Annotated in this window: 10 protein-coding genes and 1 pseudogene; 1 reads left to right on the top strand and 10 read right to left on the bottom strand. The window is 52.2% G+C overall.

The genetic code is table 11. From position 1 onward, the window contains the following. The first annotated feature begins 401 nt into the window (after positions 1–401). On the top strand, positions 402–1,637 hold the full coding sequence (locus tag CHL74_RS00825; RefSeq protein ID WP_094879235.1) for a DUF4421 family protein: 1,236 nt from the start codon (positions 402–404) through the stop codon (positions 1,635–1,637). A gap of 27 nt (positions 1,638–1,664) precedes the next feature. On the opposite strand, the gene CHL74_RS00820 is transcribed toward CHL74_RS00825, so the two are convergent. From CHL74_RS00820 to CHL74_RS16065, 10 genes and pseudogenes are all read right to left on the bottom strand, one after another. Next, positions 1,665–2,345: a hypothetical protein gene (locus tag CHL74_RS00820; RefSeq protein ID WP_094879234.1), complete on the bottom strand. Its 681-nt coding sequence runs from the start codon at positions 2,343–2,345 to the stop codon at positions 1,665–1,667. Between the two features lie 45 nt (positions 2,346–2,390). Then, a complete protein-coding gene (locus CHL74_RS00815; protein ID WP_094879233.1) occupies positions 2,391–3,002 on the bottom strand; it encodes a DUF1963 domain-containing protein in 612 nt (203 codons plus the stop codon). Positions 3,003–3,017: 15 nt separating this feature from the next. Further along, positions 3,018–4,121 carry a hypothetical protein gene (locus CHL74_RS00810; protein WP_094879232.1) on the bottom strand — a complete coding sequence of 368 codons (1,104 nt, stop codon included), beginning with the start codon at positions 4,119–4,121 and terminating at the stop codon, positions 3,018–3,020. A gap of 2 nt (positions 4,122–4,123) precedes the next feature. Further along, positions 4,124–5,272, bottom strand: a complete 1,149-nt coding sequence (locus CHL74_RS00805; protein ID WP_094879231.1) for a hypothetical protein — start codon at positions 5,270–5,272, stop codon at positions 4,124–4,126. Between the two features lie 34 nt (positions 5,273–5,306). Beyond that, positions 5,307–6,902: an Hsp70 family protein gene (locus CHL74_RS00800; protein WP_094879230.1), complete on the bottom strand. Its 1,596-nt coding sequence runs from the start codon at positions 6,900–6,902 to the stop codon at positions 5,307–5,309. Positions 6,903–6,950: 48 nt separating this feature from the next. Continuing rightward, positions 6,951–7,712 (bottom strand): nucleotide exchange factor GrpE, encoded by a 762-nt coding sequence (gene grpE / locus CHL74_RS00795; RefSeq protein WP_176452134.1) that lies wholly within the window; start codon positions 7,710–7,712, stop codon positions 6,951–6,953. Between the two features lie 320 nt (positions 7,713–8,032). Beyond that, positions 8,033–9,925 carry a biosynthetic arginine decarboxylase gene (speA, locus tag CHL74_RS00790; RefSeq protein ID WP_094879228.1) on the bottom strand — a complete coding sequence of 631 codons (1,893 nt, stop codon included), beginning with the start codon at positions 9,923–9,925 and terminating at the stop codon, positions 8,033–8,035. A gap of 90 nt (positions 9,926–10,015) precedes the next feature. Further along, the gene (locus tag CHL74_RS00785; RefSeq protein WP_094879227.1) at positions 10,016–10,543 is read right to left on the bottom strand and encodes a shikimate kinase; all 528 of its coding nucleotides are present in this window, start codon (positions 10,541–10,543) and stop codon (positions 10,016–10,018) included. A 14-nt stretch (positions 10,544–10,557) separates the two neighbouring features. Then, positions 10,558–12,921, bottom strand: a complete 2,364-nt coding sequence (gene topA, locus CHL74_RS00780; RefSeq protein WP_094879226.1) for a type I DNA topoisomerase — start codon at positions 12,919–12,921, stop codon at positions 10,558–10,560. Between the two features lie 329 nt (positions 12,922–13,250). Next, positions 13,251–13,363 (bottom strand): annotated as a pseudogene (locus CHL74_RS16065) (ISAon1 family transposase); the annotation flags it as partial.

Raw genomic sequence — 13,363 nt, 5'->3', positions numbered from 1 at the left:
TGCGAAGCAGCGCAGCTGTGGGTACGTGCGACACTTCCACCCCATATAGTTCCCCGAAGGGGGACTGACCTATGAGTATAGTCGGTCCCGCTTTGCGGAACCAAGAGAAGGTGAGGGGTTGCTTATCCCACAGCTGCGCTCCTTCGGAGCTTGCAGTGGGTTTCTGATAGATACGTGTCCCTTCAGGACACGGCGCTGATTGGTGTTCTGCTATGGGAGGCTGCGGGGCTACGGCGAGACGCCATAGCCTCCTATGTTTGTCTTGGCTACTTGTGAATACAGTCTTAATTCGTCTCACCGCTAAATTCCTGTTTGCCACCAAGAAAAAATAGCGTGTATGATAATTGAGATTCCTAACTATTAGTTACTTTTGCATTCTACAAAACACAAACCTAAATAATATGTTCGGAATTCTCAAGCTAAATAATGGATACGGGATGTTGCTGCGGGCGCTGTTGCTTGCGGTGGTGATGTCGTTTATGGCGGTCGGCGCGGCAGAGGCGCAGGAAAAGAAGCCGCGCAAGAAGCTGAAGCAGTTGCTTTGCATAGCGGACAGCCTCAGAAAGGAACTCAGGAAGTCGGCAGACCGCGGACAAATGCTGCAATGGGGCGACTCCATCTTCATGGCTGAACTGGACAAGAGCCGAATGAGCGAGAAGAAGAAGCAGAGGATTATGAAGCATTACTCGAAAATACAGCGACGGTTGAGCTTCTATGACCGAAAGCTGTTCTGGGGCGACTCCATCCTCGCTGCCAAATACAAGAAGGTAAGATTCGACACCAATTATATCTCACGTCCCGACGCACGCTGGACCATCAAGTTCAGAGGCAATCTCTCGGGGGCTGATATGCAGACCACAACGGTGACGCAGGACGTGGAGAACCGCACGCACGTGATGGCGGACTGCCGCGGTACGCTGAGTATGGCAGTGGCATATCGCGGACTGGCAGCCGGCGTGGCAGTCAATCCTGCAAAGCTTGCCGGCAAGAGCAAGGACTTTGAATTCAATCTCAACTCGTACAGCAACCGTTATGGCTTTGACGTGGTTTACCTCTCGTCGAAGACGCTGCACGGTCATAAGGACAACGGCACGGAACGCATAGACATCCCCAAAGGAAAGATATCGCAGAACGCCATAAACATCAACTTCTATTATGCCTTCAACTCGCGCAAGTTCTCCTTCCCTGCTGCCTTCAGCCAAAGCTACATACAGAAGCGCAGCGCCGGCAGCTGGATGATCGGAGCAAGCTTCGACGGGTCGAAGACCACCACCGATGACCTTACCATCCGCCTCAACGAATGGGCTGTAGGCGCCGGCTATGCCTTTAACCTTGTGGCTTTCCACCGTTTCCTGTTCCATCTCTCCGCCTTGCCCACAGTAACAGTGTATTCGCACGACTATACGAAGACCACTACCGTAACTGACGACGGCGTGAAGCATACCGAACGCCACAACATGGAATATCACTTCCCTTCCGCCATCATCACCAGTCGAGCCGCCGCCGTATATTCCTGGCGAAACAAGTTCGCCGGAGCCACAGCCGTATACAACTACTCCGTGGCTGGTGATGAGGACCACCTCCAGCTAAAACGAAACAAATGGAGGGTTAGGATGTTCTTCGGATTCAGATTCTGATTTCGGCAGAACTTACCGGACGATGTATCAATCGAACATCGTTCCGGGATTCATTTCCGTCGGGCAGCGCCACACAACGCCAAGCTTTCTCAGCGCTTTCTGACGTTCATGCCAAAAACCGTGGCAAAAGCCCATGCCGCGCGGATGATCCTTCAGCTTCTCCTCTGTCATGCGGTCAGCCTCATCTATCACCTCTTCCCAACGTGCTGTCCATTCCACGGGGTCTTTCTTAAGGCCGTATCCGGTCTGCTCAATGGAGTCGAGCTGGTCGTTGTCGGCAAAGTAGATGTTGCGCTTATATAGGCTGATGTCTCTTTCCAGATATTCGGCATGCGAGAGTTCGTGATCGTGGAGCGCTTCTATGCGTCGCACGATGGCAAGCTCAAGCTCGAGAAGGCGAAGCTTAAGGCGCGGATGATCCATAAGACAATCCTCGAAGCGGCTTACAACGCTGTATGCGGAGTCAAGCATGTGGTCGAACTCCTCAAGCCATGCGGCATACTTGAGCAGCACTCTGCACAGCGAGGCTATCTCCCACTCGCTTTCCTGCTCACGCAGACTCGCCTCTGCCACAAGAACGCAACCGCAGCAGACGTCATAATAAAGGTCGAGAGCCTCTGCGGTCTTTTCGAGCGGCTTGCTCTCGGCAAGGTCAAGCACACGACGGTATTCCTCCTTATAGGCTTTAAGATCATACGTTTCTTCCATATCTTTATCTTTTTCGTAGGGTTAGTAACATTGGGACAGATACCTTTAATAATAGAACATTGCGCTATCGGTCTGCTGCCATTCCTCGGGCTTCAGCTCGCCATCGGGCAGGAAGACGAAGTAAGAGCCACAGTCATAGAAATGGAGTGACCAACGGTCGTCCTCATCTATCTGGAGCAGACACAGCTGTCCGGCGTGCTGCAGAGCCACCTCGTCCTCGTAAGGCTGGGTGAGCAGGCGGTGTCCGTCGCCGGAAGGCTCGTCAGTATACTCGAACTCTATCTCCTCGGCAGGTTCGAACACGCTCTCATCGGTTCCCTCCCAGCACATCTCGTAAGGCTGGAGATTGTCGGTGCGGTGCGTATAGAAGACGCACGGCTTGGTGTGATAGTCGAGCGGGCTGTCCATATCGCCGAGATAATGGTCGAGCGGCGCGAAGACATACAGCATTCCCTCGTGCGGCAAGAGTCCGTCAGGGTCGTGTGCAGCGAGGTCCTCGCAACGTATCTGACAGACAAAGGTGAGCGGTTCAGGCGTGCCGTCGTCAAGCGTCACGTACGGAAAAGGCGTGTCCGCCGGCAGGTCAGGGGCGCCCCACCAATGGCTTTTGCCTATCAGCGGACGCTCTGTCTTGTGGGTATGAATTATGATTGGCATATCAGGTCTTCTTTATTATGATATTCGTCTGTATAGATTTCCGTAGCGGTCCTTATATATCTTGTTGTTTCCTGCCGAACCACCTAACAAAATAGAGAGCAGGAACAGGGCACAAAGCAACTGGAAGATAACCTTGAGCACCACCATAACGAGAGAGACTGTCACCACAATACATCCGATGATGTAAACGATGACGAAGACGGTAAGGAGCGTTCCCTTCCACACGTTAGTCTCCCGGATGTTGAGCATCAGCGTCTTGCCGATGCCGTAAAGCAGGATGCCGATACTGAACAGAGCGATAACCCATTCCGCCCATACGGGTGTATGGCTGAAGACAAGCTCTGCAACGATTATCAGACCTATCATTATAGGCAGGAACAACACCATGCAGACGGCTGCCGGCTTGACGTGTATGGAGCGAGAACTGTCAGGTCCGTCGTTAAGGAACAACACCCAGTCATACATTCCGATACTGACAACCTGAAAGCCAACAACGAAAACGAAAGGTATGAGACGGAGCACCACGCCGAAGAAGCCATATCGCTCCGAACTACACCACCAGAACGCGTCGCTACCCATCACCCAATAGCCCAACGCCTCAATGACGGCAACGGCAAACAGGCTGAACGGCATCACCACCTGCAATGCCTGAGCCATGGCAAGAGGCCAGAACCTGCAGCATATCAGCATGATGACTACTACGGCAAAAAGCCCAATAACAGTCCAGCAAGCCCACAGCGTACTGTAGAAACGTCCCACAGAAGAATGGACAAGGTGCTGCTTGAAGGTCATCGGATCAGAGAGATAATCCGCATTGGTGCGGCTCCATAGAAGCGAGTGGCGCGAGAGATAATAATACTTGCTGCCGTGTCTGAAGACTATGCTGCTCTTATATATAGAGCCGCAGGAATCGATTATCTCGCCATTGCGCAGATATATATGCGCATTCCCGCCTTTCGTTGTCCACGCCGTGTCGTTTCTGACCACCTCTTCACAACGTACGCTGTCTGACAAAGGCTGGTCAACAACAAACTGACGGGCATGTGTGCACAACGGCAAAAGCGCTAACATGAACATCATCATGAGCGCACGGAGAAGTCTGTGTACTGTCTGGTTCATGATTATTCCTTCTTTATAACCTCAAGGCGGAAGCCTCCCTTCGACGGGTCGGGCTGTGACGGCTCGCTGGCTGCAGGCTGTGCCTCCTCGGTTGGCTTGTTTCTTACTGAATGCGATGCAGAACTTGTGTTGGTTGAGCTACTTGAACTGTACGAACCGTTGGAGTTGTCCGTCTTGCGGGTTCTCTGTGACTTGCGGTTCTTCTTGCTTTGCTTAGGTTGGGAAGTGCCGGCCTGAACCTTCTCCTTGCTGCCAGCACGCAGGAGCGACATAGCCAATGACGTGGAGTCGGATGTCTGCACGGACCCTCCCATTCTGACTGCTTCCTGTGCGACAAGCAAGCGTATGACGCTACTGTCATTTGTCTGTGGATCAGAATTTCTCAGATAGACGTAACATCCCTCGGAAGCTATCTCGAGACTTCCTTTAAGATTCTCTTTCACCAGACCACCTGCCTTGCTTATCATGAGGCGTGCCTCAACAGAGTCGCCACAGACGGTATCTACAATTAAGGTTGTCGGCATTCCGCCTGTCTCTCCGTTCCATTCCGTTCTTAGCCACTTGGCATAATCGTACGGCTTGGGAGCCGTGGCATGCGACCATCCTGTTGCCATTGCCACGCAGATGCCTATGAGCAGCATAACGCCGACCGCATAACCTATCATGTCACGGCTGAAGTGTGTGTCATCATTGCCATCTCCTCCATGCCCGCTGTTACCCGTCGGTCTGAACGAATGATTCGTCGTGGGCTGAGGTCTGTTATTAGTGACTGGACGGGGCGAGCTTGTGGGCTGAGGTCTGTTATTATTATTTCTTACCGGACCTCCACACTTGTTCTTCATGTATGCCACAAACTGTCGGAGCGTTGCCACATCCGTACCATAAAGCTCTCGCGACATACTTCTGAAGTTCTTGCTTGCCAGCACTATGTCACGGTTATTGTTATGTAGCTTGTCCGAATCGCTAAGCAGTTTGACCTGTCTCTCCACCCTATTCTTCAGGTCGTCACTAAAAGCAGCGTTGCGCCATAAATTATATAAGGTATTGAACGCGTTCTGTTCTTGGGGAGAAAGGTCGTCATAGCTTCCATGAAGGGAAGCGGCGCCCTCCTCCCACTTCGTGACGCGCATTTTAAAAATGTGTTCGTCCATTACTTAAACTTATTCGGTCTTTAATAATGTTGTTTTATTCGACGGTTGCCTTTCCTATCATGTTCTTTGATACAGCGAGTTCCTCCGCCGACTTAACGCCCTCAATCTTGAGTGTGAAGTCGAGAGCCTCATCAGCCACGTTGGCATGAACGCTGAGAATGCCCTCTTCGTCCACTGAGAACACAACGTCAATCTGCGTGCCCTTAGGCCATTCGCGTGTAATGGCAAGATAACGGTCCTCCAGCATCGTGCAGAAACGCTCCTCTACAGCCGACTCTGTCTCGGGATTGGTGAAGTCGCTCTCAAACACCTTATTGGTAATGGTCTTCTGACCGTCATACATCGTAAGGAACGATGCAGTAGCCTTTGTCGGCAACGAGGTGTTGGCAAAGATAAGGTTGCGCACCATCGCTGTGCCATCGTCTCCGGTATAATCAGTGCCGTAGGTCTTACTCGTCACATTCACGACGCGAGTCTGCGGACCCTTCATACGATCAGGAGGACATTCAATGGCTCCTGCAATATATTCCTCCACAGCATCTCTGTATGCCTTGTTGAGTGCATAGATGGCAGCACCCTTTGCCACACACTGGTCAGGGTCAGTAAGCTTGGCGTCGCATCCGAACTCGGCGTCAATGCGCTGCTTCACCTGCGGCATGCGGCTCGAACCACCAACGAGGAGGAACTCCAGTTCGCTCTGATATCCCTTCGCCCTTGCTTCGTCAATCACCTTACGCGTGGCGTCGATGGTCTGCTCAAGGAATGGAGAGGTAAGTGCGTCAAACAACTCACGTGTGATCTCGAAGCGAGCCGACTGTCCGTTATACTGTATGTTGCACTTTACGGATGTCTTGGCTGAAAGCTGCTTCTTCTTAACCTCTGCCTCAAGGAGAAGCGTATACTTGAGCTCTTCGTCGTCCATAGTATATGAGCCGCCGGTCTGCTCATTAAACTGTGCGAGCATGTAGTTGGCAAGCTCCATATCCCAGTCAACACCGCCGAGATGATGGTCGCCGCCCGTGGCTATAACCTTGATGGCACCGCCATTCACATTGATGATGGTAACGTCGAAGGTGCCGCCACCGAGGTCATATACGAGGACCGTCTTGCGCTCTGTGGTCTTCATGCCGTAAGAGATGGCTGCAGCAGTAGGCTCATTGATGATGCCGAGGACATTGAGTCCGGCTATCTCGCCTGCCTGCTTGGTCTGCATACGCTCCTTTGTTCCGAAATAAGCGGGACATGTTATCACTACGTCAGTGATGGGTTCGGGATTGTCGCCAAGGTCATTGGCGTCCTTCACAAGCTTCTTAAGGATAAGAGCCGAAATCTCTGCCGGGTCCATGTGGTACGGAAACTTGTTGGACGACTTGTCGAAATCAGCGTCCACACCCATCGAGCGCTTCACGAAGCTCACGCAGTTCTGCGGCTCGGTGGAGAGCATTCCCTTTGCCTCATTGCCGACTATGGCCTTTTCCTTATTCTCAAAGTATACCACAGAGGGAGTGGTGGTTCCGCCGTCAAAGTTGGTAAGCACAACTGCCTGGTCAAACTTGTCCACCTGTGCTATACAGCTATATGTTGTTCCGAGGTCGATGCCATAAACGGCACGTGATTTGTCTTCTGCCATAATAATAATGTTTTGTAAAGGTTTAAAAGATTATTGTTGTTTAATGATTTACTGTTTAAGGCGATACACCACGATACGGGCGGGGCGGATAATGCGTCCGCTGTCGTCGTCGCGGAATCCTTCCGCTATGCATTCTGACACGGTATTGGCTTTTTCCTCCTCCGTGGTGTCAATCACACGGATGGCTTTGTGCTCCTTCGGCTTGTAAGGCGAGCCCGGTTCGGGAGCAAATGCCGTAAGCGAATACTCGTCTTCCAGCATATCCTTCACGTAGAGCATGCCGCCGTCTACGAGCTTCTTCATCGCCTCTGCGTCGAAAGCCTCATCAGACGGATTGAAGCGGGCACTGGTTTGCGCCATGCGTTCATAGATACTGATAATGTTAAGGGCGTATCCGCGCTTGATGTCAGTGATGAGTCCAGCACGCATCTTCTGCAGTTCGTCATGCAGGTCACGTATTAGTTTCTCCTGATATACCGCTGTGTCTATCTTCTCAGCGAGACCATCAATCGAACCTTTCATCTCAGCCAAGGATCTCATTACGGCTTCGGTGTTGTCTGGCTTTTCTTCAGCGGCGGAAGCGTTGTCTGCTGGTTTCTCTTCAGCAACGGCATCTGCCGGCTTCTCTTCGGGAGCGGAAGTTTGAGGGGACGGTTCGGGAGTGGCAGGTGTCGCAGGCTGAGCGTCGGCAGGATGCCCTGCAGCACGGAGCGACTGTACCTCCGCAAGCAGTTCTGCCACCTGCTTCTTTATAGCACTCACATCCTCTTTAAGGTTGGTGAGTTCGTCATTCGGACTGAATAATCCCATAATTACATAGGTTTTAGGTTTGACATTCATTGCATAACACGATTCGGGAAATGTCGCAAATCGGTGTTTACGATTGCAAAAATAGGACAAGATATATGAAAACCACGCGTCAAACGTACAATTTTACCGATTGACATGCAAATTTATATAGATTGACAGATAATTTACAGATTGAGACAACATCAAACAAAACAAGCCAAACGTCATACGAAAAGCACTTAATGATAGTAGGGCATAAAAAAGAGTTGGGAGTTGATAGTTATGATATGTCAAACAACATAACTATCAACTCCCAACTCTCAAATATCATATATATATCATTACTCCAGATACGTGTAGCCGTAGAGTCCTGAGCGGTAATTGCTGAGGAATTCCTTTCCCTCTTCGAGCGAAATCTTTCCTGCCTTGACGCTCTTCGTCACCCAAATCTCGAGCTGGCGCACGAGCTTCTTGGGATTATACTGCACGTAGTCGAGCACCTCCTCAACGGTCTCGCCGTCGAAAATCTGGTCAATCTTGTACGAGTTGTCCTTTACGGAGATGTGCACGGCATTGGTGTCGCCGAAGAGATTGTGCATGTCGCCGAGGATTTCCTGATATGCTCCCACAAGAAAGACGCCGAGGTAATAGTCCTCGTTCTTGCGGATGGGATGTACGGGAAGCACGTGCGACGCCTGACGGTTGGTGACGAAGTTGGCTATCTTACCGTCCGAGTCGCAGGTGATGTCCTGCAGCGTGGCGTTGCGTGTGGGACGCTCGTCGAGACGCTGGATAGGGACGATAGGGAACAGCTGGTCAATGGCCCATGCGTCCGGGAGCGACTGGAAGAGCGAGAAGTTGCAGAAATACTTGTCGGCAAGCAGCTTGTCCAGTCCGCGAAGCTCTTCAGGAGTATGCTTCAGCGACTTCGCCATGCTGTTTACCTCGCGGCAGACGCTCCAATACATGCTCTCTATCTCGGCACGGGTGCGGAGGTCTACGATGCCGTGTGAGAAGAGGTCGAGTGCTTCGTCGCGTATCTGCTCGGCGTCGTGCCAGTCCTCCAGCATTGTGCGGGGATTGAGATTGTCCCATATCTCGTAAAGGTCCTTCACCAGCTGGTGGTCTGTCTCCGTCGGTTCAAAATCCTCGCGCATCTGCGGCAGCGTGGTGGTCTCGAGCACGTCGATGATAAGCACGGAGTGATGGGCTGACAACGAACGTCCGCTCTCGGTGATAAGGTTGGGATGAGGGATGGAGTTCTTGTCAGAAGCCTCCACAAAGGTATATACGCAGTCGTTGACATACTCCTGGATGGAGTAGTTGACGGAGCTTTCCGAGCTTGACGAACGTGTGCCGTCATAGTCGACACCAAGTCCGCCACCACAGTCAACGAAGTCGATGTTATAGCCCATCTTGTGCAGCTGTACGTAGAAGTTGGCTGCTTCGCGCAGCGCAGTCTGGATGCGGCGAATCTTCGTAATCTGCGAACCGATGTGGAAGTGGATGAGACGGATGCAGTCGTGCAGTCCCTTATCATCGAGAGTCTTCAGAGCTTGGAGCAATTCTGACGCTCTCAGACCGAACTTCGATGCGTCGCCACCGCTCTCCTGCCACTTGCCCGATCCTGAAGAAGCGAGCTTGATGCGGATGCCGATGTTGGGCTTGACGCCAAGCTTCTTGGCAGCAGCGGCGATAAGACCAATCTCATTCATCTTCTCCACGACGAGGAAGATGCGCTTTCCCATCTTCTGGGCAAGCAGAGCCAGCTCGATGTAGCTCTGGTCCTTATATCCGTTGCAGACGATGATGGAGTCGCTCTGGCACTGTACGGCTATTACGGCGTGCAGCTCAGGCTTCGAACCGCACTCCAGTCCGAGGTTGAACTTGCGTCCGTGCGAGATAATCTCCTCCACGACGGGCTGCATCTGGTTCACCTTAATAGGATAGACGATGAAGTTCTCCCCCTTGTAGTTGTATTCCTCCGCCGCTTTCTTGAAGCATGACGATGTCTTCTCGATACGGTTGTCGAGGATGTCGGGGAATCTCAGCAGTACGGGAGGCGTGACGTCACGCAACTGGAGTTCGTCCATCACGTCACGCAGGTCAATCTGGACGTTGTCCTTACACGGCGTCACATACATGTCGCCACGGTCATTGACACCGAAATATGATGTTCCCCATCCGTTTATGTTGTAGAGTTCGCGGGAATCTTCAATGGTCCATTTCTTCATTTCTTTCTATTCTTGGTTTTAAGGGGTTGTTTCTTTAAACGGTTTGTATTTTGGTTCAGTATGTTATTGAACTATTGCAAGTTCTGTATGTTATTTATCCAACAACGCACGCAGTTCCTTGACGGTATCGTTTATCTTCTCGAAGTTGTCGAGCAGGTCCACGTTGAAGGTGTATTGCGCTTTCTGGTAGAACTGTTCGCGGTGTGCGAGCTGTTCCCCGATGAACTTCTCCACCTCCTCCGGCGTCTTGTTGAGCAGCAGGGGGCGCACGGCGCGTCCCATCTTGAGGTGTTCGTGGAGCACTTCGGGCGAAGCCTTCAGATAAACCACCTGCGCCTGGGCGTTCATATAGTCGATGTTGTCATAGAAGCAGGGCGTTCCACCGCCGCACGACACCACCACATTCTCAAATTCCGCCACTTCATGCAGCATGTTATGCTCGATGCGTCTGAAGCCTTCCTCGCCCGACTCATCGAATATCTGCTTCACGGTGCGTCGCATCCGCGTCTCGATATACCAGTCGAGGTCATAGAAGGGAAGTCCGAGAGCCTTGGCAAGCGCCTTGCCGACAGTGGTCTTGCCGGCTCCCATATAACCTATAAGGATAATGCGTGTCATTATATTGTATATGCTTACTTCTTCTTAGCCGCTGCTCTCTTCTTGGGAGCCGGCGGGTTCTTGATGATTTCCATACACTCGTCGTATGTAAGTTCGGCTGCCTTCTGATGCAGTTCGCGCGGAATGCGATAGTTCTTGCCGTCATAAGCGATGTATGGTCCGTAGCGTCCGTTGAGCACTTCCAGCTTGTCATCCTCCTCGAAGGTCTTCAGATGGCGCTCTGCCTCAGCCTTGCGCTTCTCTTCTATCAGCTCAATGGCTCGCTCAAGCGTCACTGCCATCGGGTCTTCGGTCTTCGGGATGGACACGTACTTGCCGTCGTGCTGCACGTAAGGACCGAAGCGTCCTGCACCTACGCTGACCGTCTTGCCCTCGAACTCGCCGAGAGTGCGCGGGAAACGGAACAGCTCGAGTGCCTCTTCCAGGGTGATGGTCTCCATGCTCTTGTCCGAAGGAAGCTGTGCGAAGCGCGGCTTCTCCTCGTCATCGGCTGCACCGATCTGCACCACGGGTCCGTAACGGCCTATCTTTACGAAGACGGGATGTCCGCTCTTCGGGTCTATGCCGAGCTGACGTTCGCCTGCCTTGTGCTCCGTGCGGGCGTTCATCACCTTGTCAACGGTAGGCTCAAACTCCTGGTCGAAGTGGCGCATCATGTCTGTCCACTCTTCCTTGCCGTCGGCAATCTGGTCGAACTGCTGCTCCACCTTGGCGGTGAAGTTATAGTCCATGATGGTGGGGAAATTCTCGATGAGGAAGTCGTTCACTACGATACCTATGTCGGTGGGCAGAAGCTTGCCCTTCTCGTTGCCAGCCATCTCCACCTTGCGTGTCTGCGTAACCTTGAGTCCGCGGAGCGTGTCAATGACATAACCTCTCTCCTCGCCTTTCTTGTCGCCCTTCACCACGTACTCGCGCTGCTGAATGGTGGAAATGGTCGGGGCGTATGTTGACGGACGGCCGATGCCGAGCTCTTCGAGTTTGTGTACGAGGCTTGCCTCAGTGTAGCGTGACGGACCCTGCGAATAACGCTCTGTGGACGTAATCTCGCGGCGTGTGAGCACGTCGCCCTCCTTGATGACGGGCAGCATGTGCGAGAACTCGTCTGCAGAAGATTCGTCCTCGTCGTCTGACGACTCGCGGTAAACCTTGAGGAAACCGTCGAACTTCACCACTTCACCGTTGGCAATGAAGTGCTCCTCAATGCTTCCGGTGGGGCTGCCGGCGGGTTTGTCAGCCACGATGCTGATGGTGGTCTTCTCTATCTGAGCCTCAGCCATCTGGCTGGCAGCTGTGCGTTTCCATATAAGATCGTAGAGACGGCGCTCCTGTGCGGTTCCTTCCACGGTGGTGTTGCTCATGTATGTGGGTCGGATGGCCTCATGTGCCTCCTGCGCTCCCTTAGAGTGGGTGTGGAAATTGCGCGGTGAGCTGTATTCTTCGCCGTAGAGCTTCACAATCTCTTCCTTTGCTGCACCGATGCAGAGCTGCGAGAGATTGACGCTGTCAGTACGCATGTATGTGATAAGACCGTTCTCATAGAGGCGCTGCGCCACCATCATGGTCTGCGAAACGGAGAATCCGAGCTTGCGGGCTGCCTCCTGCTGGAGTGTGGATGTGGTGAACGGCGCCGCGGGATAACGCTTCAACGGCTTCTTCGTAACGGTCTCCACGCGGAACGTGGCGTCCTTACACTTGTCGAGGAAAGCCATCGCTTCGTCGTGTGTGGAGAAGCGCTTGTCCAGCTCTGCCTTCACTTCCTGCTGCGATCCGTCCGCATTGGTGATGGCGAAGATGGCGTTAATGCGATAGTAAGGCTCTGTATGGAACTGCTGAATCTCGCGCTCACGCTCTACGATAAGGCGCACGGCTACCGACTGTACGCGTCCAGCCGAGAGTGCCGGCTTCACCTTTCGCCAGAGTACGGGCGAGAGCTTGAAGCCCACGATGCGGTCGAGCACGCGGCGGGCCTGCTGTGCGTTCACAAGGTTCATGTCCAGATGGCGCGGGTTTTCTATTGCCGCGAGAATGGCAGGCTTCGTGATCTCATGGAAGACAATGCGGTTGGTGGATGCCTCGTCCAGTCCGAGCACTTCGCAAAGGTGCCATGAGATGGCCTCTCCCTCGCGGTCTTCATCGGATGCGAGCCAGACCTTAGTGGCTTTCTTGGCGTTTTCCTTCAACTGCTTTACGAGCGCTTCCTTGTCCTTTGGTATTACGTAAGCGGGCTGGAGTGTATCTTTATCTATGCTCAGTTCCTTCTTCTTAAGGTCTCTGATATGTCCATACGAGGACATGACTTTATAGTCGGAGCCAAGGAATTTCTCGATGGTCTTTGCCTTCGCAGGGCTCTCGACAATAACTAAGTTGTCTTGCATGTTGTTGATTTCGTTTTATAATTTCGGCGCAAAAGTAAGCTTTTTTTTTCTTATACCTTATTATATAGAGAAATTTTATAAAATTTTAGAAATAAAGCCGGAACAAGAATAAAGCAAAATCGCAGTTTAGCGGTGAGACGAATTAAGCGAATTATAGGATAAGGGTTACAAGCTTCCGTGACAAACTTAGGAGGCTATGGCGTCTCGCCATAGTCACGCACCCACAATAGACGGTCCCGCTTTGCGGAACCAAGAGAGGGTGAGAGGATGCTTATCCCACAGCTGCGCTCCTTCGGAGCTTGCAGTGGGTTTCTGGGCTCAGTGGAAATTTAGTGGGGATAAGCATAAATCTTTGCAAGTCGATACAGAAAAAACTTTTCATCAACGATGCCCCTTAGTGATGCTCTGAAAGCTTTGATTTTTGCATTAAAGGATTCAGCTG

It is taken from the genome of Prevotella sp. 885 (assembly GCF_002265625.1).
Classification (GTDB): domain Bacteria; phylum Bacteroidota; class Bacteroidia; order Bacteroidales; family Bacteroidaceae; genus Prevotella.
The sequence above is the reverse complement of the archived record's forward strand: the minus strand, read 5'-3'. Positions and strand labels throughout refer to the sequence as shown.

What these genes read in the sequence shown, in the direction of transcription:
- CHL74_RS00820 (WP_094879234.1), bottom strand. Translation starts at nt 2,345, where the DNA reads ATGGAAGAAACGTATGATCTTAAAGCCTATAAGGAGGAATACCGTCGT.
- CHL74_RS00785 (WP_094879227.1), bottom strand. Translation starts at nt 10,543, where the DNA reads ATGACACGCATTATCCTTATAGGTTATATGGGAGCCGGCAAGACCACT.
- CHL74_RS00800 (WP_094879230.1), bottom strand. Translation starts at nt 6,902, where the DNA reads ATGGCAGAAGACAAATCACGTGCCGTTTATGGCATCGACCTCGGAACA.
- speA (WP_094879228.1), bottom strand. Translation starts at nt 9,925, where the DNA reads ATGAAGAAATGGACCATTGAAGATTCCCGCGAACTCTACAACATAAAC.
- topA (WP_094879226.1), bottom strand. Translation starts at nt 12,921, where the DNA reads ATGCAAGACAACTTAGTTATTGTCGAGAGCCCTGCGAAGGCAAAGACC.
- CHL74_RS00815 (WP_094879233.1), bottom strand. Translation starts at nt 3,002, where the DNA reads ATGCCAATCATAATTCATACCCACAAGACAGAGCGTCCGCTGATAGGC.
- CHL74_RS00825 (WP_094879235.1), top strand. Translation starts at nt 402, where the DNA reads ATGTTCGGAATTCTCAAGCTAAATAATGGATACGGGATGTTGCTGCGG.
- grpE (WP_176452134.1), bottom strand. Translation starts at nt 7,712, where the DNA reads ATGGGATTATTCAGTCCGAATGACGAACTCACCAACCTTAAAGAGGAT.
- CHL74_RS00805 (WP_094879231.1), bottom strand. Translation starts at nt 5,272, where the DNA reads ATGGACGAACACATTTTTAAAATGCGCGTCACGAAGTGGGAGGAGGGC.
- CHL74_RS00810 (WP_094879232.1), bottom strand. Translation starts at nt 4,121, where the DNA reads ATGAACCAGACAGTACACAGACTTCTCCGTGCGCTCATGATGATGTTC.